This is a genomic window from Kibdelosporangium persicum (genome assembly GCF_013280595.1).
GTDB lineage: Bacteria > Actinomycetota > Actinomycetes > Mycobacteriales > Pseudonocardiaceae > Kibdelosporangium > Kibdelosporangium persicum.
Map to the genome: position 1 here is coordinate 147,239 of NZ_JAAATY010000008.1, position 21,291 is coordinate 168,529.

The 21,291-nt window shown below is 68.6% G+C and carries 24 protein-coding genes; 8 read left to right on the top strand and 16 right to left on the bottom strand.

Annotation, left to right across the window (positions count from 1 at the left end):
* Positions 1 to 91 precede the first annotated feature (91 nt).
* A complete protein-coding gene (locus tag GC106_RS48815) occupies positions 92 to 1,120 on the bottom strand; it encodes an NlpC/P60 family protein (protein ID WP_173131048.1) in 1,029 nt (342 codons plus the stop codon).
* A 192-nt stretch (positions 1,121 to 1,312) separates the two neighbouring features.
* A complete protein-coding gene (locus GC106_RS16765; RefSeq protein WP_217280597.1) occupies positions 1,313 to 2,215 on the bottom strand; it encodes a shikimate dehydrogenase family protein in 903 nt (300 codons plus the stop codon).
* A 212-nt stretch (positions 2,216 to 2,427) separates the two neighbouring features.
* Here GC106_RS16765 and GC106_RS16770 point away from each other — a divergent pair, with 212 nt between their 5' ends.
* The gene (locus GC106_RS16770) at positions 2,428 to 2,778 is read left to right on the top strand and encodes a hypothetical protein (protein WP_173131052.1); all 351 of its coding nucleotides are present in this window, start codon (positions 2,428 to 2,430) and stop codon (positions 2,776 to 2,778) included.
* A 160-nt stretch (positions 2,779 to 2,938) separates the two neighbouring features.
* Here GC106_RS16770 and GC106_RS16775 read toward each other — a convergent pair whose 3' ends face one another.
* From GC106_RS16775 to GC106_RS16790, 4 genes are all read right to left on the bottom strand, one after another.
* A complete protein-coding gene (locus GC106_RS16775) occupies positions 2,939 to 3,742 on the bottom strand; it encodes a thioesterase family protein (RefSeq protein WP_173131055.1) in 804 nt (267 codons plus the stop codon).
* Positions 3,743 to 3,808: 66 nt separating this feature from the next.
* The gene (locus GC106_RS16780; RefSeq protein ID WP_173131057.1) at positions 3,809 to 5,038 is read right to left on the bottom strand and encodes a sensor histidine kinase; all 1,230 of its coding nucleotides are present in this window, start codon (positions 5,036 to 5,038) and stop codon (positions 3,809 to 3,811) included.
* Positions 5,035 to 5,715 carry a two-component system response regulator CseB gene (gene cseB / locus GC106_RS16785; protein WP_173131059.1) on the bottom strand — a complete coding sequence of 227 codons (681 nt, stop codon included), beginning with the start codon at positions 5,713 to 5,715 and terminating at the stop codon, positions 5,035 to 5,037. Before cseB ends, GC106_RS16780 begins: the two co-directional genes overlap by 4 nt.
* A complete protein-coding gene (locus GC106_RS16790) occupies positions 5,712 to 6,290 on the bottom strand; it encodes a hypothetical protein (RefSeq protein WP_173131061.1) in 579 nt (192 codons plus the stop codon). The genes cseB and GC106_RS16790 overlap by 4 nt, the downstream gene beginning before the upstream one ends.
* A 175-nt stretch (positions 6,291 to 6,465) precedes the next feature.
* Here GC106_RS16790 and GC106_RS16795 point away from each other — a divergent pair, with 175 nt between their 5' ends.
* The 3 genes from GC106_RS16795 (at position 6,466) to GC106_RS16805 (ending at position 8,843) form a co-directional block, all read left to right on the top strand.
* Positions 6,466 to 7,227 carry a polysaccharide deacetylase family protein gene (locus GC106_RS16795; RefSeq protein WP_246366021.1) on the top strand — a complete coding sequence of 254 codons (762 nt, stop codon included), beginning with the start codon at positions 6,466 to 6,468 and terminating at the stop codon, positions 7,225 to 7,227.
* On the top strand, positions 7,224 to 8,435 hold the full coding sequence (locus tag GC106_RS16800; protein WP_173131065.1) for an LCP family protein: 1,212 nt from the start codon (positions 7,224 to 7,226) through the stop codon (positions 8,433 to 8,435). The genes GC106_RS16795 and GC106_RS16800 overlap by 4 nt, the downstream gene beginning before the upstream one ends.
* Positions 8,436 to 8,636: 201 nt before the next feature.
* Positions 8,637 to 8,843 (top strand): heavy-metal-associated domain-containing protein, encoded by a 207-nt coding sequence (locus tag GC106_RS16805; protein ID WP_173131066.1) that lies wholly within the window; start codon positions 8,637 to 8,639, stop codon positions 8,841 to 8,843.
* Between the two features lie 57 nt (positions 8,844 to 8,900).
* Here GC106_RS16805 and GC106_RS16810 read toward each other — a convergent pair whose 3' ends face one another.
* Entirely contained in the window at positions 8,901 to 10,841 is a 1,941-nt protein-coding gene (locus tag GC106_RS16810; RefSeq protein ID WP_173131068.1) for a glycosyltransferase, read from the bottom strand.
* Positions 10,838 to 11,431 (bottom strand): DUF998 domain-containing protein, encoded by a 594-nt coding sequence (locus GC106_RS16815; RefSeq protein ID WP_173131070.1) that lies wholly within the window; start codon positions 11,429 to 11,431, stop codon positions 10,838 to 10,840. The genes GC106_RS16810 and GC106_RS16815 overlap by 4 nt, the downstream gene beginning before the upstream one ends.
* Positions 11,432 to 11,516: 85 nt before the next feature.
* Here GC106_RS16815 and GC106_RS16820 point away from each other — a divergent pair, with 85 nt between their 5' ends.
* Both GC106_RS16820 and GC106_RS16825 read left to right on the top strand, forming a co-directional pair.
* Entirely contained in the window at positions 11,517 to 12,209 is a 693-nt protein-coding gene (locus tag GC106_RS16820) for a response regulator transcription factor (protein ID WP_173131073.1), read from the top strand.
* Positions 12,210 to 12,213: 4 nt separating this feature from the next.
* The gene (locus tag GC106_RS16825) at positions 12,214 to 13,485 is read left to right on the top strand and encodes a sensor histidine kinase (protein ID WP_173131076.1); all 1,272 of its coding nucleotides are present in this window, start codon (positions 12,214 to 12,216) and stop codon (positions 13,483 to 13,485) included.
* Here the strand turns inward: GC106_RS16825 and GC106_RS16830 are convergent.
* The 5 genes from GC106_RS16830 to GC106_RS16850 form a co-directional block, all read right to left on the bottom strand.
* Positions 13,436 to 14,587, bottom strand: a complete 1,152-nt coding sequence (locus tag GC106_RS16830; protein ID WP_173131079.1) for an alkaline phosphatase family protein — start codon at positions 14,585 to 14,587, stop codon at positions 13,436 to 13,438. The two genes, GC106_RS16825 and GC106_RS16830, sit on opposite strands and share 50 nt — an antisense overlap.
* A 9-nt stretch (positions 14,588 to 14,596) precedes the next feature.
* Positions 14,597 to 15,655, bottom strand: coding sequence for an ATP-dependent DNA ligase (locus tag GC106_RS16835; protein WP_312872691.1), 1,059 nt, complete (start codon positions 15,653 to 15,655; stop codon positions 14,597 to 14,599).
* Positions 15,656 to 15,747: 92 nt separating this feature from the next.
* Positions 15,748 to 16,071: a fluoride efflux transporter CrcB gene (gene crcB, locus GC106_RS16840; RefSeq protein WP_173131081.1), complete on the bottom strand. Its 324-nt coding sequence runs from the start codon at positions 16,069 to 16,071 to the stop codon at positions 15,748 to 15,750.
* Positions 16,068 to 16,448 (bottom strand): fluoride efflux transporter CrcB, encoded by a 381-nt coding sequence (gene crcB, locus GC106_RS16845; RefSeq protein WP_173131084.1) that lies wholly within the window; start codon positions 16,446 to 16,448, stop codon positions 16,068 to 16,070. The genes crcB (GC106_RS16840) and crcB (GC106_RS16845) overlap by 4 nt, the downstream gene beginning before the upstream one ends.
* Positions 16,449 to 16,457: 9 nt before the next feature.
* Positions 16,458 to 16,829, bottom strand: coding sequence for a VOC family protein (locus tag GC106_RS16850; RefSeq protein ID WP_173131087.1), 372 nt, complete (start codon positions 16,827 to 16,829; stop codon positions 16,458 to 16,460).
* Between the two features lie 61 nt (positions 16,830 to 16,890).
* Here GC106_RS16850 and GC106_RS16855 point away from each other — a divergent pair, with 61 nt between their 5' ends.
* Complete coding sequence (locus GC106_RS16855; protein WP_173131090.1) at positions 16,891 to 17,316, top strand: MarR family winged helix-turn-helix transcriptional regulator; 426 nt, start codon at positions 16,891 to 16,893, stop codon at positions 17,314 to 17,316.
* A gap of 63 nt (positions 17,317 to 17,379) precedes the next feature.
* Here GC106_RS16855 and GC106_RS16860 read toward each other — a convergent pair whose 3' ends face one another.
* The gene (locus GC106_RS16860) at positions 17,380 to 18,363 is read right to left on the bottom strand and encodes a Gfo/Idh/MocA family protein (protein ID WP_173131093.1); all 984 of its coding nucleotides are present in this window, start codon (positions 18,361 to 18,363) and stop codon (positions 17,380 to 17,382) included.
* A 129-nt stretch (positions 18,364 to 18,492) separates the two neighbouring features.
* Here GC106_RS16860 and GC106_RS16865 point away from each other — a divergent pair, with 129 nt between their 5' ends.
* Entirely contained in the window at positions 18,493 to 19,005 is a 513-nt protein-coding gene (locus GC106_RS16865; protein WP_173131096.1) for a hypothetical protein, read from the top strand.
* A 45-nt stretch (positions 19,006 to 19,050) separates the two neighbouring features.
* On the opposite strand, the gene GC106_RS16870 is transcribed toward GC106_RS16865, so the two are convergent.
* Both GC106_RS16870 and GC106_RS47820 read right to left on the bottom strand, forming a co-directional pair.
* On the bottom strand, positions 19,051 to 19,440 hold the full coding sequence (locus GC106_RS16870) for an alpha/beta hydrolase (protein ID WP_173131099.1): 390 nt from the start codon (positions 19,438 to 19,440) through the stop codon (positions 19,051 to 19,053).
* Positions 19,441 to 19,704: 264 nt separating this feature from the next.
* A complete protein-coding gene (locus GC106_RS47820) occupies positions 19,705 to 21,147 on the bottom strand; it encodes a cellulase family glycosylhydrolase (protein ID WP_312872692.1) in 1,443 nt (480 codons plus the stop codon).
* Between the last annotated feature and the right edge of the window lie 144 nt (positions 21,148 to 21,291).

Here is a 21,291-nt window from a genome sequence, read left to right on the forward strand (position 1 = left end):
CAAGCCCTGGACAGGACGTTCTGCGGGCCGCGCCCAGGCACAGCAAAACGCCCCGCGGCTCAAGCCGCGGGGCGCTCGCCGCCGGATGGGATCAGCCGATGGGGCGTTTCGCTCCGAAGAAGTCCTTGCCGCCTTTTTCCATCGGCGCGGACAGCACGGGGATGCCGTAGTCCGAGGCGTGCACGATCATGCCCCGGCCGATGTACATCACCACGTGGTGGATCGTGGCCGCGCTGTTGCCGTAGAACAGCAGGTCACCTGGTTGCAGTTCGCTCTTGGACACCGGACGGCCGACCTTGAACTGTTCGCGGCTCGTCCGGGGCAGCTTGTGGCCGTGTTGCGCGTAGGCCCACATCACCAGGCCGGAGCAGTCGAAGACCGGCGGTTTCGTGCCGCCGAGCGCGTACCGGTCGCCACGGCGGCTCAGGGCCGAGGTCACCGCCTTGCCCGCGATGCCGTTGCCGGGCAGGTACACGCCCTTGTCGAGCTCGCCCTGCAGGGCCGCGCGGTCCGCGGGGGACAGTTTGTCCAACGAGGTGGTGATCTCGTTGATCTGCTTGTCCAGCTCCGCCTTCTTCGCCTTGATCTCCTCGGCCAGCTTCGCCGCCGCGTCGCGGGCCTCGGTCGCGCGTTTCTGCGCGTCGGCGGCCTTGGCCTCGGCGTCCGCGGCCGCGGTGACCGCGCCGACGAGCTGCTGCAGGGCCTTGTTGTTGTCCGTGGCCAGGACGTTCAGCGCCGACGAGCGGGCCAGGAAGTCCTTGGCCGAGGTCCCGGTCAGCAACGCCGAGAGCTTGTCGAAGCGGGCACCTCGGAAGGTGGCCTGCGACAGCGTGTCGACCTGGCCGCGGAACTCGTCCTCCTTCACCTTCGCCTCGGCCTTGGTCCTGTTGGCCGCGGTCATGTCCTCGCCCGCCTTGGTGATGTCGGCCTGGCGGGCGTCACGGTCCTCGACGGCCTTGAGGTAGTCCTCGTTGAGCTGTTTGGCCTGTGTGTTCAGCTCGCGGTAACGCTGCAGGGTCGGGGACTCCTGCTGGGCGAACGCCGGGACCGGCACCAGGGCGCCGACAAGTGTGATCACGGCGGAGGCCGTCAGCACTCCGCGCTTGAGTCTGCTCGACACGCGCGCGTGTCTCCTTCTCACTCGACCGAGCACCTGCTGGCCGGACACGGCGGCCAAAGATCTCGGCAAGGTTACGAAATCACTCAGCGTGAGTCCACAGTGGGGGCAGCCCATGCATGTTCCCCCAGCTCCCCCTCGTGAGTGTTTTCGCGTGTTAGAACACGGATAAACACTCACGAGGGGGGAGCTGGGTCAGCGGAGGGTCAGGGCGGCGTCGGACAGGTCGTCCATCGTCCGCGGGGTCAGCGGCACGTCGAACACGGTCGCGATCACCTGGGCCCAGCCGTGCACGAAGTACCGCCAGCCGTCGACGACCGTCAGATCGTCGACGGCCTGACGTGCCCGAGCGGTCGCCAGGAACTCGAGGCTGCCCCGGTAGTTGATCTCCCAGACCAGGCTGCCGGGCGGGAAACGGCAGGCTGCCGAGATCGGCGAGCCGGGGGTGTCCTTGCCCATGCCGGTCGCGTTGACCATGAGGCTGCCCGGCGGCATCAGTTCGATCAGGCCGTCGGCCGGCCCGGTCACCACCTGGGTGTCCAGGTGTGCCGTGGCGATCCCGGCCCGTCGCAGCATCGCCCGCAGTGCCACCAGTTTCCGGTTGACCTTGTCGGTGCAGAAGATCCGCCGCGGCCGGTCCGGCCGGTGCAGCAGGTACCAGATGATCGCCGTGCCCGCGCCGCCCGCGCCCAGGCAGAGCAGTTCACCGCCGGTCCGGCCGAAGTGACCGGCCGGGATGAACTCCTCCATCGCCAGTCCGGCCGTGACCGCGTCCAGCGCGTGCCCGCGCAACCGGCCGTCCTTTTTGGACAACGACGAGATCTCCCTGAACCGTTGCGCCTCCGGGTCCACATCGTCGAAGAGGTCCCGCGCGGCTTCGTAGACACCGAGTTTGTGGGTGGTGATCAGGGCACCGCGCATCCGCGGATCGTCCGCGATCCGCCTGATCACGTCCCGGTACCGCTCGCGGTCCGCGTCGAGCGGTAAGTCGAACCCGATCAGCTCGCGCGTCGGCAACCCGAGGATCTCCGCCCACAGCGGGAAGATCCTCCTGATCGACGACTCGCTGGTGCTGACCCCGACGAACCCCATGCTCACCGAACGACCTCCTCGCCCCACGGATCGCGGCACCGCTGAAGAACGAAGGTAGCAGTGCTCACACGGCCACGAACGTGTCGCGCGGCGTCCCCCATCCGGGCGCGTGGTCACGACCAAGATCAGCCGGCCGCGATTTTCCTTGTGATCCGCGTCATGGAACGCGAATCACGGCGTCCCTTCAGTACCTATGGCCGCAACACCTGGAGCACACCGTGACGATCCGTGACCGTGTCATTCCCGTCGGGCGAACTCTGCGGGTGCATGTTCTGCCCAGTGCCATCAAGAACATCGGCAAACCCCGGGTGTACGGGTACGTGTGGGGCCCGGCGCACGACGACAACCAGGACCTGTTGACGTGCTGGACGTTCGAGCAGGGGTGGATGCTGAGCAAGGTGTTCCACGACGACCATCCCGGCTTCGGGCCGGGGATGGCCGCCCTGCTCGAAGCCCTGCGCACGACCGAGGTCCGTGCGGTCGTCGTGCCCATCAGGGACAGATACGCCCAGGCGATCGCCCGCCGCATCGAGAGCGCGGGAACGTCCTGCCTGGTGATCCCGGGTTAGGCCGTGTTTCAAATGCCCGATCGCGATAGCCGGGCCGGATGCGGCCCCTGACGCCACCGCGGGACCGCCCAAAGACAACCAGTATTCGCGGCGATCCCGCGGCGACGCCAGGAACCGCCCCGATCCCGACTCTCATCGACCGGGACATTCGAAACACGACCTAGCCACGCGGAAGACGGACCGCGGCGAACTGGGTCGCCTGGGCGGCCATCCGTCCGCTGCTGTCCCACGCGAACGCTGCCTCGTCCATGCGGTTGCTGGTCACGTCGTTCGCGCTCATCCGTACCCGCACCGGTCCTGGCGCGGGCAACCGCCTGATGTACGCCGAGAACTGCAAAGTCGGGGCCCAGCCAGGGGCCCCGAGTTCGTAGGACACCGGCGGAACCGGGTCGAGGGCCACGAGCAGGCTCAACGGGTCCCAGTCCGAGCCGTCAGCGAGCCGCTGCCAGGTCGAGATGGCGCCCTGCCGCGCCGGTTGGCCGGTGGCCCAGCCGATCGCCGCGGGGTCGACGCGGGTCTCCACGACGTCGAGGATCGGAATCTCGAAGTCGTTGCCGGGAGCCTGTGCGGGGAAACGGAAACTGTCCTGCTCAGCGGGCATCTCCGGCGGCTGGGTGTTGGTCCACCACGGGTCGTCCTCGCTCAGCACGCCTTGGGTGACCAGGGCTTCGACGCACGGAGTGCCGTTCTGCGTCAGCCGTGCGCGCAGTTGCGTCAGGGTGCGGCTGGACTGCAGGAACTCGACCCGCACGGTGGCCGGGCCGGGTTGCGGCGCGGTCGGGAACGCGCCGCTGATCGCCGTCAGGTGCGGGTGCTCGCCCAGTTCGGCCGCGGCACGGGCGACCACGGCGAGGAGGTAGCCGCCGTGCAGTTTCCCGCCGACGCTCCACTGCGCGTCCAGGTCGGCCGTGAACTCGCCATCGCCCACTGCCTCGATGGCGGTGGCCTCTTTGAAGGACCCCATGGGGGCACACTGACAGCCGCAACTAGCCAGTGTCAAGTTGTCGTGACCGGACCGGATCAGGGCTGATCAGGCCGGAGTCTCCGGGAGCGTGAGGGTCACCAGCGCGCCACCGTCCCCGGCGTTGGCGAACGTCAGCGTGCCGCCCAGGACCTTCACCTGGGCCACGGCGATCGTCAGCCCGAGCCCGTGCCCGCTGCCGCGGTCACTGCTGCCGGTGCGAAACCGGCTGGGCCCGTCCCGCAGCAGCTCCTCGGAGAATCCGGGCCCGTGGTCACGAATCCGGACCGTCAGACCGTCCACAGTGACCTCGACCGGTGGCTTGCCGTGCTTGGTGGCGTTGGCCAGGAGGTTCACCAGCACCCGCTCCAGCCGCCGTGGATCAGTCCGGGCCGAACTCTCCCCGGCCACCGAGACGACCGCGTCCGGAGCGACTCCGGCGACCCGGCGCCGAACGAACTCCCCCAACGCCAGCTCGGACAACTCGGCCCGTTCGGTCGCGGTGTCCAGACGCGCGACCTCCAGGATGTCCTCGACCAGGACACGCAGAACCCGCACGCGATCCCGGACCAGCTCGGCCGGACGTGACGGCGGCAGCAGCTCGGCGGCGGTGACCAGCCCGGTGACCGGCGTACGCAACTCGTGCGCGATGTCCGCGGTCACGCGTTGCTCGGCCACAAGCCGTTCCTGCAAGGCATCGGCCATGCCGTCGATCGCCTGGGCCAGCTCCGCGGCCTCGTCGCGGGGCCGATCGCGGATCACGTCCCGGACCCGTGCCGTCATGTCGCCGTCGGCCACGCGGCGAGCGGCCCCGGCGGCCAGCCGCAACCGGCGGGAAAGGCGGCTCACCAGCAGCACACCGAGGACGGAACTCAGCACCACGACACCGAGGGACCCGATCAGCAGAACCCTGTCGAGCCGCGACAACGCCTCGTCCCGGTCGGAATACGGACTGCGCAGGGACAAAACCCTGCCGTCCGTCTCCGCGGCCGCCCAGATCCACGAGCCTTCAGCGGTCCGCTGCAAGTACGTCGCCCGCTGCCCGCCCCGGACCGCGCTCAGCAACTCCGGCGGAACGTTCGGCGAATCCAGTTCGCTGCCCAGGGAAGCCTGGCCGGACAAGGCGTACTCGCGAACCACGAGCTGGATGCGTTGGTCCTGCAGCTGACGGGCGTCGGTCAGCTGGGTCTGGGCGAACTCCGTCCGCACGAGCAGGCTCAACGCCGTCGCGACCAAAGCACTGACGACAGCGATGGCCGCGCTCAGCCGCCACCGCATCGAGGCGGGCAGCAGTTTCATGACGCTGTTCTGAGCTTGTACCCGAAGCCTCGCACGGTCTCGATCCGGTCCTGGCCGACCTTCGCGCGCAACCGCTGGACGTGCACGTCCACCACCCGCGAGTCGCCGCCCCACTGGTAGTCCCAGACCTGTTCGAGCAGGACGTCACGGGTCAGCACGCTGCCGGGAGAGTCCACAAAGCACAGCAGCAGGCGCAGCTCGGTCGGGGTCAGTTCGACCGGCTTGCCGCCTACGCGGACCTCCAGGCCGTTGCGGTGCACCTCCAGGTCGCCGAACCGCAGCGGCTGCTCGCCGTTCACCTCCTCCGCCCGGCCCATCCGGCGCATCACCGCGCGGATCCTGGCCACGAGCACGGTGCTGTCGAACGGTTTGGTCACGTAGTCGTCCGCGCCCGCCTCCAGGCCCAGGACCACGTCGATCGGGTCGGCCCGGGCCGACATCATGATCACCGGGGCCGGGCTCTCCTCACGGATCTGCCGGCACAGGCTGACCCCGTTCATCCCCGGCAGCATCAGGTCGAGCAGTGCCACGTCCGGTGCCAGGGAACGGAACTTCTCCAGGCCGGTGATGCCGTCCTCGGCGACGGTGACCCGGAAGCCGTCGCGTTCCAGCGACAGCTGGGTCGCTTCCCTGATCACCGCGTCGTCCTCGACCAGCAGGATGTGCGTCTGGTTCATCGCCTGAACTGCTCGAACGTGGTGCCGGTCCACCTGAAGAACTTGTACACCTGCTGTGAGGGGCAGCACGACGGGTCCTTCGCGCGGTACTGCCAGTGGATGATCTGCACCACGCCGTCCTTGCTCTGGTCGAGGATCATGCCCGGTTCCTCCAGCGCCAGCAGGGCGACCGGGGGTTTGGCCAGGATGTCGTACACGTAGTTGGCGATGAAACCATTGCCCCGGACCACCTCGAGATCCAGCCCGCCGTTGTCCACGACCGGCTTCAGGTCACAGACCATCACCGACACGATCAGCTCCGTGACGCCGTCCCCGGTCACGTCGACATACCGGGAGTCGACCGGGAAACGGCCGCCGGCACAGGGCGTCAGATGGCTCTTGATCTTGTCGCTGACCTTGGTGTCGGCCCGCAGCAGGGCCACCGGGTCGAACGAGGGCGTCGCGCCACTGGGCGGCGCCGGTGTCGACGGCGGCGGCGTGACCTGGCTGGCGGCGCCTTCCACGCGCACCCCGCCCGCGGTCGCGCACCCGGCCAGCAGCCCGAGGCACACCAGCCCCAGTGCCAGTCGGCGCATTCGGCCCTCCTTCGTCACTCCATTCTGCCGAGCCGCGCCGGACCGGCCACTCGGCTGTTACAGAGCCGCCGGACAGCTGCGGGCGGGCTGTTACACGACCGTCGGCGTACCGCCGGAAAGCGTCCCTAACTTCGAAGGAGATCACTTTTTGTAACACGCCGGGAGTCAGGTGACCATGCTGGAGCGTCTCAAGCCGTTCAGGTACGTGGCGTTGGCAGCGGTCGCACTGTTGGTCGCCGCGATCATCCTGGTTGTCGAGGAACGGGAGCAACCGCCCTCGCGCCCGACCGGCGAGCAGACGGCGGCCACGTCCGACGTGGTGCACGGTGCGGACCACCAGAGCAGGCCCGCGCCCAGGATCGGCCCCGCACAACTGGTCTACAAAGTCGAGACGACCGACCCGGTGGTGTTCCTGACCATCGACGACGGCGCCCACCGCGATCCGGCGATGGCCGGCATTCTGCGGCGCGACGGCGTCAAGGCGACGTTCTTCCTCACCAACCGGTACGTCCGGCGCGACCCGGACTTCTTCCGCAAGCTGCGCGACGACACCGGATCGGTGATCCAGAACCACAGCGAGTCGCACGAGAACCTCGCAGGCCGCCCGCTCGGCCAGCAGGAAGCCGAGATCGTCCCGGTCTCCGACACCTATGCCAGGCAGTTCGGCCAGCGGCCGACACTGTTTCGCGCTCCCTACGGCAACAGCGACGACGTGACGTTGCAGGCGGCCGGTGAGGCAGGCGCGAAGTACGTCGTGCACTGGGGTTCGGAGATCAAGGGCGGCCAGATCCGGTTCAGCGGCCCGCGTGAGTTCCGGCCGGGATCGATCGTGCTCATGCACTTCACCGAGAACTTCGAGGCGGACGTGACCGCGTTCGTCACCCAGGCCCGCGCCAACGGGTTGCGGCCCGCACTACTGACGGACTACTTGCGATGAGAACCACGAAAATCCTGTCGATCCTGACCAAGGGCCTGATCGCGACCGTCTCGTTGGCCGTGCTCGCCGTGACCGCGACCGGTTGGTGGACCTACCGGACCGCCACGACGAACCTGGCCACGGACGACGTGATCGTTCCGGACCCGCCCCAGACGAGCACGAGCGGCGGCCCGACGCCGCTGCGCCAGCCACCGCAGGACACCACGATCCTGTTGGTGGGAATGGACAGCCGGACCGACGCGCAGGGCAACCCGTTGCCCCGTGACCTGCTCGACCAGTTACAGGCGGGCAACGCCGGCGGTGAACAGAACACCGACACCATGATCGTGATCCACGTGCCCGCGGATCCGGCGAAGAAGGCGTGGGGCCTGTCGTTACCCCGTGACTCCTATGTGGACATCAAGGGCGGGTTCGGCAGGCACAAGCTGAACTCCGCGTACGCCAGGGGCAAGAACGCCAAGGCAGGCCAGCTCCGGCAGCAGGGCAGGGATCAGGCCACTGTGGACCGTGAGTCGACCACGGACGGCCGCCGTACCCTGATCGCCACGGTCAACCAGCTGACCGGCCTGCGCATCGACCACTACGCGGAAGTGAACCTGCTGGGGTTCAGCGAGATCACCAAGGCGGTCGGCGGTGTCCCGGTGTGCCTGAACAACCCGGTGCGTGACTCGTACTCCGGGGCGAACTTCCCCGCGGGACAACAGACCTTGCAGGGTGTGGACGCGTTGAAGTTCGTCCGTCAGCGGCACGGCCTGACCAACGGCGACCTGGATCGGGTCCGTCGTCAGCAGGCGTTCCTGGCGGGGCTGGCCAACCGGATGTTCAGCGCCGGCACGCTCACCGACCCCACCAAGATCACCGACCTGGTGAGCGCCCTGACCAGGGCCGTCGTCCTGGACAAGGGCTGGGACCTGGTGTCGTTCGCCCAGCAGCTCGGTGACCTGAGCGCGAACAACATCCAGTTCCAGACCATCCCGACCGGCCGGATCAACCTCCCGACGCCGTCGGACGGCAGCGCGGTCGAGGTCGACCCCGACCAGGTGCGCGCGTTCGTCCAGGACCTGCTGGAACCTCCCGTCCAGCAGCAGCAGGAGGAACAGCCGCCGGCCCCGGACACGAAGCGGATCGAGGTGCAGAAACCGGAAAGGGTGCAGAAGATCGCCAGTGTCCAGCCCATCAACGCCGGAGCGATCCCCTGTGTGGACTAGGGTTCCGATGGTCCCCGGATGGCCGGCGGTGCTCGGGCCGGGCGCCATCGCCGTCGGCGGCCTCGCCCTGCGGTCCCGGGCGACCGCCCGGGTGGAGCGGCGAGTCCGGCCGTCGTGGTCCCCGTGATCGAGACCACCTTGCCGCACCCCTACCCCCTAGGGGTATAAATCGGGGTAGCCGATCAGACAAGGGGTGCGAAGATGTCCCAGGCGACCTACACCGTGCAGGGCATGACCTGCGGCCACTGCGTCAGCTCGGTGACCGAGGAGGTCGAGCAGATCGAGGGCGTGCGGGCCGTCGACGTCGACCTGGCGACCGGCAAGGTGACGGTCACCAGCGACCGCGACCTGGACGTCGACGAGGTGCGCGCCGCGGTGACCGAGGCCGGCTACCAGCTGGCGAGCTGAAGCTCCCCCTCGTGAGTGTTTATCAGGGCTAGAACCCTGATAAACACTCACGAGGGCTCATGCTGCGGATCGCACGACGGACACTGGCAGCGACTGCCGGGTTATGCCCGCTGCCCGGTAGTAGACGTCCTCGAACGTGGCCAGGGTCCGGCCGATGTCGTGCACGGCGATCATCTCGCGGCTCGCCTCGCCCATCGCGGCGGTCACCGAGGGGTCACGGAAGACCTCGTCGATCGCGACGGCCAGCAGGGCCACATTGCCTGGCGGGTAACGGAATCCGTTCACGCCCGGTTCCACGAGGTGCGGCAGGGCCATCGCGTCGGCCACGACGACCGGCAGCCCGGCGGCCATGGCCTCCATGGTGGCCAGACTCTGCAACTCGGCCGTCCCCGGCATGCAGAACAGGTCCGCACGCTGGTAGGCACGAACGAGTTCCTCATCGGACACGAAGCCGCGGAACTCCACCCGGTCGCTCACGCCGAGGCTCTCGGCGAGTGCCGTGAGCTTGGCCCGGCACGCCCCGTCGCCGACGATCTCGGCGCGGATCTCGGGCAGCCGGGCCACCGCGCGGATCAGTTCGTGGACGTTCTTCTCCTCGTCGAGCCGTCCGACGAACAGCACCTGCTTGCCGTTGGTCTGCCGGGCGGGATAGTGGCCGAGGTCGATACCGCAGGAGATCGCCCGCGGCGAGCCCGGCAGGCCGTTGGCGGTCAACAGGTCCACGGCACGAGGGGTGGGGGCGGTCACCAGCTGGGCGGCCTGGAAGACTTTGACCAGGTCACGCCAGGCCCAGCGGATCGCAGCCGCCCGCAGCGGCCGGGGGATCCGAACGTAGCCAAGGAGATTCTCCGGCATGAAGTGATTGGTGGCGATGACCGGGATGCCGTGCCGCCGCGCCGCCCGCAACACCGCGCGCCCGACCGGGAAGTGCGACTGGACGTGCACGATGTCCGGTTGGACGCGCCGGATCAGCGCCTCGGCTTCGCGCGCGGCCTGCCACGGCAGCGAGATCCGGAACGTCGGGTGGAACGGCGTCTTCTTCGACGTCAACGGATGCATGGTGATCGCGGTGTCCTCGACGGGCACGGCGTGCTGCGGGCAGGCGACGTGCACGTCGTGGCCGCGATCGGCCAAACCGTGTGCCAGGCGTCCCGCGAAGTTCGCCGCGCCGTTGATATCCGGCGGGAACGTGTCGGCGCCGATCAGAATCCTCAGCCGGTTGTCTTTCGCGAGCATGGTCGTCTCCTCAGGTTCAGGGGTTCTGGCCAGCACGATCACGCCGGCCACGGACAACAGGGCGAACACAGCCAAGGCGATGGCCTGGACGGGTGAGAACAACGCTGCTTCGCCGTAGACCCACAGGCCGACGGCCACAGCGGTGAAGGGGTCGAGCACGGTCGTGCTGCCGACCACCACCGCGGTCGATCCGACCGCGTAAGCCTGGTGCACCAGCCAACCGCCGAGCAGGATCAGCAGGGCCGACTCGGCACCGAGCAGGATCGAGAATTCGGCGGTCGCCGCCCGGATCACGGCCGCGCCGAGTCCGAACAGGACCGCGGCGGAGCCGGCCAGCAGCAGGCAGTTCCGGACCAGCACGGCAACGCACGCGAACGCCAACGCGCCCAGCACGAACGTCTGGATGGAGCCGGTCTGCACGCCGCTCATGTCCGCGCCGGTGGACGCGGCGACCAGGACGAACCCGGCCGTGCCGACACCGACCGCGATCAGGGCGAGGACGTTGCCGCGACCGTTGAGCACCACCGTCAGCAAGAGACTCAGCACGCCGATCGGCTGCACGATCACCAAGGGCGCCAGCCACAACGCCACGACGTGCAGTCCCGCGCCCAGAACGGCGAGCGAGGTGCCGATCAGCCACCGCCGGGACCGCAGGACCCGCAGCGAGAAGCCGGTTTCCTGGACGGCGCCGTGTTGCATCGCGACCGAGATCGCGAAGCAGCACGCGGCCACCACCGCGAGGAACACCGCGAGGACGATCATCGGGCGGCCCTCCGGATAGTCAGTGCGAGCACGACGACGAGCGCGATCTCAGCGGCCAGCGCGAACCGTTCGAGCAGTCCCAGCGGCAGCCACACGACGAACTGGGAGGCCCCGAACGACGCCGCCGTGAGCGCGCCGACCACCGCGACGGCACGAATCGGTCCGGCCGCGACGGTCCACACGGGATCCGCGGCCATCGTCCGAGCCAGCAGCCAGCAGGCCACCGGCAGGGACGCCAGGAACATCGCGCCGCCGAAGCGGTGGATCTCCCCGGCGACCGTGGAGACGTCCACGCTCGGATTGCCGGGGAAGATCGCGACCAGCGCCAGTCCGGCGAACCACAGTCCGAAAGCGACCTTCGGGTAGTCGATGCCCGCCCGTTTCATCCCCGTGGTGACCGCGAAACCACCGGCCATCAGCGACAGGACCGAGGCGACGAACAGCAATCCGTTGTGGAAGACGTAGTCGCTGACCGGGTCGAGCAGCGGGTCGACCTGCTGGACCCACGCGAAGTTCAGGTACGCGGTGATCAGCAGGGCGCCCGCCGACGCCAGCAGGGCGACACGGCTGAGGTTCAGGACGGGAGGCACAGAACCGAGGCTAGGAAGCCGAAGGCAAACGGATGGTTATCTCGGGTTACCGGACGGCTGTCGTTTACTGACTACTGTGGCGGTCGTGGCCAGACTGCTTCTTGTGGAGGACGACCGCACGATCGGTGAGGCGCTGGAATCCAGCCTGCGCCTGCACGGCTATGAGGTGAGCTGGTCCCGTGCGGGTGCGGTCGCGCTGCACGAGGCCCAACGGAGCACGTTCGACCTGGTGCTGCTCGACCTCGGCCTGCCCGACCTCGACGGGGTCGAGGTGTGCCGCAGGCTACGGTCCGTGCAGCCGCAGGCCGTGCTGGTGATCGTGACCGCGCGCCAGGACGAGATGGACGTGGTGGTCGGCCTGGAGGCAGGCGCGGACGACTACCTGGTCAAGCCGGTGCGGCTGGGTGAGCTGCTGGCCAGGGTGCGGGCGCACCTGCGGCGCGGCCCGTCCAGCGCGCGGCACACCATCTCCGTCGGTGAGCTGGTCGTGGACACCGCGAGCAGGCAGGTCACCGTGTCCGGGCAGGAGGTCGTGTTGCGGGCCAAGGAGTTCGATCTGCTCGCCCGGCTGGCCGACGCGGTCGGCAACGCGGTGAGCCGCGACACCCTGATGACCGAGGTGTGGGACGCGCACTGGTACGGCTCCACCAAGACTCTGGACGTGCACATCGCGTCACTGCGGCGAAAACTCGCCGCGGTCGCGCCGTCGCCGGAACAGGCGCCGCGCATCTCGACCCTGCGCGGGCACGGTTACCGGCTGGAACGACCGGTGAGGTGAACGGATGCGCAGGCGAATAGTCACGTTGGCGATCACCGCCGTGGCACTGGCGATCTCGTTGTTCGGCTTCCCGCTGGCGGCGTTCGTGGCCAAGTACAACTGGGACGACGAACGGACCGACCTGGAACGCGCCACGGCCATCGCGGCGATCGCCGTGGCCAGGGATCTGCCGGGGACGGCCACGCTGCCGATCACTCCCCCGGAGATCATGCTGGGGCTCTACGCCCCGACCGGTGAACTGCGCACCGGCGGCGGGCCTGTCATGGCGGACCAAGCCGTGCGACGGGCCGCCGCCGGCGAGATCGAGGTGATGGACGTCGAGGACAGCATGGTGGTCGCGGTCCCGATCTGGGACGGCAGCACCCTGGTCGGCGTGCTGCGGGCGACGGAGTCACACCGGTACTCCAGTGTCCGTACCGCCGTCATGTGGCTTTTCATGATCGGGTTCGCGGTGGTGTCCGTCGGCGTGGCACTGCTGCTCGCCCGCCGGATGGCCGCGCGCCTCGCGGCACCGCTGGAGGAGCTGTCGGCGGCCGCGAAAGTGCTGGGCGACGGCGACTTCACGGTGCGGACCAGCCGCAGCGGGGTACCTGAGATCGACTCCGTCGGCGCTTCGCTGGACAGCACGGCTCAGCGCATCGGGGACACGATGGACCGCGAGCGGGCGTTCTCGGCCAACGCGTCTCACCAGTTGCGTACCCCGATCGCCGGGCTGCGGCTGCAACTGGAGGCCGCGCTCGAGTCGCCCGACGACCCGCGTCCCGCGATCCGCAAGAGCGTGGCGGCAGTCGACCGTCTGGAACGGACAGTCGACGACCTGCTCACGCTGACCAGGGATCGCTCTCCCGCGCCGGTCGCCGACCTCGACGCGCTGCTCACCGACGTGGCCACGGCCTGGGGCGAGCCACTGGCGGCGTCCGGGCGTGCGCTGGAGATCAACGCGCACGGCGCCCCGCAGCCGCGGGCGGCCGAGGCGGCGGTCCGTCAGATCCTGAACGTCCTGGTGGACAACGCTTTCACGCACGGCGCGGGCACGGTCCGGGTCACCGCCCGGGATGCCGGGGACGCGCTGGCGATCGACGTGTCCGACGACGGCCCCGGAATCTCGTCGCGGCACGACGTCTTCGCCCGGCGTGTGCACAACGGACACGGCATCGGCCTGGCGTTGGCCCGCAGCCTGGCCGAGGCCGACGGCGGGCGGCTCACCCACCGCGAAGGCTCGACCTTCACGCTGCTGTTGCCGTCAGCAACGGAATCAGCTGGTCCTCAGCCGTGAGCGACCCGTGCTGCCCGCTCAGCAGCGACATCCTCGGTTCCACCTTGGACCGGATGATCGCCGAAGTCCCTTGCGCGGCAACGACAAGGTCGCCGATGCGGCCACGGGCGTAGTCCGTGACGCCCGGCCCGAACCACCCGGCCGCGATCGCTTCGTCGCGGGGCAGCAGCCACGCCCGGCCGTCCAGCAGAGCGGACCACGCCGCCTGAACGTCCGCCAACGCCCCAGGCTCGGTGTACACGTGCCGCGCCCGCGCCTCACCGCCGAGCATCCGCACGCCTGACCGGAGGTCTTCGGCGGAGTCGAAGTCGATCCGGTCCTCCTCGGGCGCCGCGACCATGCCGTGGTCGGCGGTGACGACCAGCAGGCCGTCCGGCGGGAGTTCCCCGGCGATGGTCTCGGCCAGCCGGTCCACCTGCCTGAGCTGGAACCGCCACGCCATGCTGCCCGGCCCGAACACGTGCCCGAGCAGGTCGAGCTCCGAGTGGTACGCGTAGCAGAACGTACGGTCACCGCTGGTCAGGGCTTCGACGGCGGTCATGGCCAGATCCCCCATCGCGAGGGTGCCGCCGAAGTCGCCGCCGCGGAACGCCGCCCTGGTCAGGCCGCTGCCCTCGAAGGTCCGGTGGGTGGCGACCCGGACGCGCACCCCGTGGTCCGCCGCCCGCTGGAACAGCGTTTCGACCGGCTGGAACTGCTCGGGCACGTACTTCTCCCGGAAGTCCTCGGTCCGGCCGCCCGCGTGCAGGCCCCAGCTCAACGCGTTGATCAGTTCGTCGTCCGACGCGGCGAACGTGTAGCCGACGATGCCGTGCCTGCCTGCCGGGACGCCGGTCCCGATCGTGGTCAGGCTGGTCGCGGTGGTCGCCGGGAAACCGGCGGTGATCTCGGCGCCCGCCAGGCTGGTCAGGAACGGCGCGTCCCCGGGATGTGCTTTCAGCTGCGCCCAGCCGAGGCCGTCCACCAGCAGCAGGCAGACCTTGCGGGCCTCCGGCAGCGGTACGGCCGGGGTCAGGCCCGGGACGCCGAGTCCCGCCATGATCGACGGCACCACATCGGACAACGAACCGCTGCCGTAGCGGGGTACCAAGGGCGATCCCATGATCCCAACCTAGCCGAAAAGTGTTGCCAGTTCGGCGGGCGCGACCTGGTCGAGCTGCGCATACGTGCACGATTCGGGGGTGCGGTCCGGACGGAACCGCACCAGCCTGCTGCCGTGCCGGAAACGCCGTCCCTGAACATGCTCGTAACGGACCTCGGCCACCCATTCCGGCCGCAACGGCTCCCAGGACAAGTCCTTGCCGACGGCCCAACGGCTGTACGCGCCGGGGATCCGTTGCTCGGCGTGCGCCTGCGCCCACTCCCGCCACGGATGGCCCGCCAGCGCGTTCTCGCGCAGCGGCGCCAGTTCGTCGACCAGTTCGCGCCGCCTGGCCGCGGTGAAGCTGCTGGCCACGCCCACGTGATGCAACGTGCCTTCGTCGTCGAACAGCCCGAGCAGCAACGACCCGACGGACTCGCCGTCCTTGTGCCAGCGGAACCCGGCGACCACGCAGTCGGCTGTGCGCTCGTGTTTGACCTTCCACATCACGCGCTTGTCCGGCTCGTACGGCAAATCCGTCGGCTTGGCCATCACGCCGTCGAATCCCGCCCCTTCGAACCGGGTGAACCAGTCGGTCGCGACGTCCGGGTCGGTCGTCAACGGCGTCAGGTGGACCCGCGCGAGTTTGTCGTCGAGCACGTCCTCCAGCAGGCGGCGGCGCCGCGCGAACGGCTCGTCCATGAGCGATCGGTCGTCGAGCGCCAGCAGGTCGAAGGCGACAAAACTGGCCGGGGTCTCCTCGGCCAGCTTGCGCACGCGCGAGGCCGCGGGATGCAGCCGCAGTTGCAGGGCCTCGAAGTCCAGGCCGGTGCCCGTGACGATGACGATCTCACCGTCCACGACACACCGGTGCGGCAGGGCTTCGCGCAGCAACTCGGCGAGTTCCGGGAAGTACCGGGTCAGCGGCCGGTCGTTGCGCGAGCCCAGTTCGATCTCGTCGCCGTCCCGGAACACGATGCACCGGAACCCGTCCCACTTGGGCTCGTAGCTCAGGCCAGGCGTGCGCGGTACCGCGTGCACGGCCTTGGCCAGCATCGGTTTCACCGGCGGCATCACGGGCAGGTCCACACCTCGACCCTAAAGCACAGGTCAGGGCGATGCGAGCGGATCCGCCCTGTCGGCATCGCCGCATCCTGACAATCCACTATGGACTGTGCGGGCTAGGCGGCCAGGTAGCCCAGGGCTGCGGTGCCCAGCCCGGCCACGACGCTCAGCACCACGTTCGCCACGGCCGTCCGGTAGGCCTTCCGTTCGACGAGTTGGAGCGTTTCGTAGGCGAATGTGCTGTATGTCGTGAGCGCGCCACAGAATCCGATGCCGATGAGGGCGTGCAGTCCGCTTGAGACTCCCGTAAGCAGCCCGAGCACAAAACACCCGGCGACATTCACCACGAACGTGCCCCACGGTGACGCCACGGCCCGGCTGACCAGATACCGCAGCGGCGCGCCGACCATCGCGCCGAGAACCACGAACACCGCGTTCACGGACGCCTCGCCAGCCTTCTGACCAGCCAGACCCCGGCCAGAACCGCCACGATGGCGGTGAGCACGGTCCCGATGAGGTAGGCGACGGCCACTCCCGGCGCGTCGGCCAGCAACTGACGGGTCTCCACCGCATAGGTCGAGAACGTGGTGAAACCCCCGAGCACGCCGACGCCCAGGAAGGGCCGCACCAGCCGATGCGCCCTGACCAGTTCGGTCGCCAGCACCATCAGCACGCCCATCAGGAAGCATCCGGCGGCGTTGACGACGAACGTGCCCCACGGGAAGGCGCCCGGTGCGGCCGGGAACGCCAAGCCGACGCCGTACCGGGCCAAGGCGCCCAGGCCACCGCCCAGCGAGACAGCGAGAACTACCGGCACGCCGCCAGACTAGGCGTACGGCGCGGTGATGATCTCCATGACGTGGCCGTCCGGGTCGTCGAAGTACACGCCACGGCCGCCGTAGAGGTGGTTGATCTCGTTCGGCTTGTCGTGGTGCGGGTCGGCCCAGTAGGGCACGCCTTTCTCCTTGATCCGGGCGAAACAGGCGTCGAACTCCTCGTCGGTGACCAGGAACGCGCAGTGCTGCCTGGAGAAGTCCGTGTTGTCCGCGTAGTCCAGCGTGACCCCGTTGGCGGTCTGGACCGGGAAGAACGGGCCCCACTGGGCACCGGCTTCGAGCCCCAGGATGTCGGCGAGGAACCGCGCGGATGCCTTGGCGTCGGTGGCCGGAACGATGATGTGGTTCAGGTCGATAGCCATGACTTCGACGTTAGACGTCTAACGATTAGCCGTCAAACGTTTCGACGGTTACCATTCCCCCATGTCCGAGGTTCCCGTGGGGTTGACCGTGGCGCGCACGGCGAAGGTGCTGGGGCGCGCGTTCGACGACGTGCTGGCCGAGACGGGCGGTTCACTGTCCACATGGACCATTCTTTTCGCACTCAAGACGAGCGCCACGGCCAGCCAGCGTGAACTGGCCGAGGCGGCGGCGATCCAGGGCGCGACACTCACCCACCACCTCAACGGTCTCGAGGCCGACGGACTGGTGACCCGGCGGCGCGATCCGGCCAACCGCCGGGTTCACCTGGTGGAGCTGACCGAGGCAGGCGAGGCGCTCTGGCAACGACTTGTCCGGGTCGCCCAGGATTTCGACGCGCGGCTGCGGGACGGCATCAGCGACAGCGAGGTCCACGTCCTCGAACAGGTGCTGAACCGCTTACAGCACAACGCTTTCCAGCAGGCCTGAACGACCTCGTGAGTGTTTGTCAGGGTTAGAACCCGGATAAACACTCACGAGGTTTGTTCAGCGCTAGCTACTCGGTACCCTCGGCTCCAGCCCCGCTGCCGTGTAGATCGCGTCGATCACGGCCATGTTCCTGACCGAATCCTCCGGCGGAGTCAGCGTCGGCTCGCCCTTCTCCACCGCGTTCTTGAAGGCATCCAGCTGAAACGCGTAGGTGGGCCGCTTGGTGAACCGCTCGGTCCGCTTGCCGCCGTTGGACATCACCGTCATCCGGTGCCACATCTGGGGCATGTACGGGTTGGTCAGGCTCATCAGGCCGTCCGAGCCGTACACCGTCGCCGACATCCGCAGCAGCGAGGCCGACCATAACGAGCACGTGATCTCCGCGGTGTAGCCCTCGTCGAACCGGACCTCCGCGGTCATCGCGCGGTCGACGTTCGGCTTGTGCAGTTTCGCCCGCGCGGACAGGACTTTCGGCTCCTCGCCGGTCAGTGACCGTACCAAGTGGACGGGGTAGCAGCCGGCGTCCATCAGCGCGCCGCCGGCGAGCCCGAGGTCGTAGCGGATGTCGGAGAATTTCGGCAACGGGAAGCACATCGCGGCTTCGATCCGTTCGATCACCCCGAGTTCGCCGTCCCGCATCACCTCGATGGCCCGCTTGAGCATCGGGTGGTAGCGGTAGTGGAACGCCTCCATCACGACGAGGCCGCTGGATCCGGCCGCGTCCGCGACCGTTTTCGCTTCGGCCGCGTTGGCGGTGAAGGGTTTCTCGCACAGGACGTGCTTGCCCGCGGCCAGCGCGGCGAGCGTCCACCGGCCGTGCAGACCGTTGGGCAACGGGTTGTAGACCGCGTCGATCTCCGGATCGTCCACCAGGTCCTGGTAGCTCTCGTGCACCTTCGAGACCCCGTGTGTGGCCGCGAACCGCCGCGCCTTCGCGGTGTCCCGCGCGGCGACGGCGGCGACTTCGACCCCGGTGTCCGCCTTGGCCGGTCTGATCAACGCGGCGGGCGCGATCCTGGCCGCGCCCAGCATCCCGATTCGCAGCATCGCCCGATCATGTCACGCCACGGCCCGCGCCCGGCACGAATGGAGTAGGTCTTCCGGCACTACCGGCAGGTAACCGGGCAGTGGCTGAATGAGATGTCATCACCCAGGTACACATCGGAGGAACCTCCCGTGGCAGCGACCGCACTGGCCGCACTCAGAACGTCCGAGCAGGCCCAAGTCCTGACGAATCTGCTGCGCTCGCACCCGGAACTCGCGGCCGAAGCCGAATGGCACGCCACCACCCTGCTGTCCGCCCCGTCGCACGAGGAGGTCAGCGCGGCCCTCGCCGACACCCTCACCGGCTACGAGTTCTCCGACATGGACGCACCTGACGTCGTCGTCTGCGACCCGGAAGACGTCTGCGCATACCTCGTGGACAAGGCCGTGGAGCCGTACCTCGCGGAAATCCAACGCCGTGCCATGCTCGGTCTGGTCAACGCCGCCCACGGCATCGCGACCGGTGTGCTGATGAGCCTCTACAGCCTGCGGGAGTACGAGAACAGCACCGAGCACGTGCTCGGCAGCGCGGGCGACCTCATCAGCTACGCACGCCGCGTCACGATCCTGCTCGAACAGCTCGACATCCCGCTGCCGCCGGAGTACGTCGCCCGCGCTTGCCCGGCCTGGCCGCTGGCCGGCTGACGAGCGGGGTGGCCCGGCGGAACCGCCGGGCCACCCTGGCGAACGCTAACGCAGCCAGCCCGGAATGGCGGGCTGCGGTCCCACCGGAACGTGGGCCGACATGCTCTCCCCAGCCGGAGGCTCGACAGCCGCGCACCGCCTGACGGTCGGCGTCTTCAGGGTGATCAGGTACTCGTCAACGGGACGTGTGGTGCACTCGCTGCGTCCGTAAACGCCGTGGCCCCAGCCCTCGTAGGTCAGCAGAACCGTCGTGTCCTTCGACTGCCGGTGGGCGTTGACGGCCCACGAGTACGGCGTCGCCGGGTCGTACAACGAGTTCAGCATCAGGATCTTCGGCGCGTTGCGGATGGTCAGCCTGTGCTGCGGGTTCTTCACGGAATCCTCGACGCCGACGCACGAGGTCACCGCCCGGTGCCCGAGCGCCCCGCCACGCATGTCCGGCGCGAGGGTGTTCTCGGCGGTCTCCAGGGCCTTGTACTCCGCGGAGTGTCACCCCGAACACCCGCATGATCGGTCGCAACGGATTTCCTCCCCGGCCAGGTTGTGAGCAACCGCCCTGCCAAGTTGATCACCGCGGGGGCTACCGACGTGAGTATGACGTGACCCTGAGATCGTCTCAGGGAAAGCCCGGGCGAAAAGCCGCCCCCGAACGCGGCGACGGCCACGTCCGGGGGCGTTTCCCTGACGAGGAACGCGGTGCTAGAAGTTGTCCGGAGTACGGATGCGCTCACGCACCCACACGCCGGCCGGCTTGAGCGGGCCGGTGCCGGCGAAGCTCGTGCCGGCGCACGTACCGCTCTTGAAGACCGCGCCCGAACGGAAGTCGTCCGAGAAGTTCCAGTTCGTCCAGCCGATCTTCTTCTGCGCCATCAGGTCGATGTACCGCTGCGACATGGCGAAGTCGTTGCCGCCGTCACCACTGGAGGTCTGCGTGCCGAACTCGGTGACGAAGACCGGGACGCGGTCGGCGATGCGGGACAACGCGTTGAGGTAGTTGTCCCGGTGCGTCGCCGCGTAGAAGTGGAACGTGTACATGAAGTTGGTGGCGTTGATCGGGTTGTTGAACACCTCGGTCTCGCTCTTGCCGTCCGAGATGCCGAACGTCGACCAGCCGTGTGTGCCGACGAACACGACACCGTCCGGGTCCTGCGCGCGGATCACCGGGATCATCTCCTCGGCGTAGCGCTTGACGTTGGCCCAGCTGACGTTGTTGGGCTCGTTGGCGATGTCGTAGATGACGTTCTTCTTGTCCTTGTGCCGCTGGGCGATCTCGGTGAAGAACGTCCTGGCCCGCGCGGTGTTGTAGTTCGGGTCGCCCGGGGTCAGCTGGTGCCAGTCGACCAGCGCGTACATGCCGCGCTTGGTGGCCTCCTCGATGTAGCCGTGCACCATGTCGGTGAACTTGCGCGGGTCGGTCTCGTAGCCGCCTTCCTGGATGTACATCGAGATCCGGAAGATGTCGGCCTTCCAGTCGGTGGCGAGCGCGTCCAGCGACTGGCTCTTGACGCACTGGGAGTACCACTGGATTCCGTGCGTGCTCATGCCACGCAGCTGGATCGGCTGGTTGCGCTCGTTGCACAGTTTGGTGCCGCACACGTGCAGCTGGCCGTTGAGGGCGACCGGGCTGTCCGCCGGGCCGGGAGGCGGCTCGGTGCCCGCGACGTCCACGGTCAACGAGTCGGCGTTCGGGCCGCCGTTGGCGCTGGTCGCGGTGGTGCGGATGCGGTTGGTGCCCGCCACGAGGTTGACGTTCGTGCTGACCGTCTGCCAGCTCGTCCACGCGCCGGTCGCGGGGAACGACAGGCCGGACACCGCCGGGGTGCCGTTGACGGTGACGTCCACCGGGCGGCTGGCCGTGGTTCCGTTGGCGTACCGGAAGACCAGTGAGTGGCGGCCCGCGGCCGCGGCGTTCACGGTGTACTCGACGTAGCTGCCGGTGACGTTGTCGAAGTTGACGAACCCGGAGCCGGTGAACCCGGTGTGGTTGGACTCCACCACGCCTCGCGAGATCGTCGCGCTTTCGGACTGGTACGTGACCGGCGCGGCGGACGCGGTCTGGGGAACGGTGAACACGGCTGCGGTGATCGCGGTCGTGACCAGCGCCGGGCTGAGCACGGCTGCGACCCGTCTCGAGCGTGCCACTGATGCCTCCTGCAGGGGTCGGGGGCGGCGGCTTGCGGGGGATCGATTCCTCAATTGGATAGGAAACTTTCCTAACAGTAAGCCGAATCACACCACCTGCCCGGCCCGTCTGTCAATCGGCAACCGGAACGGCCGGATGTGCCT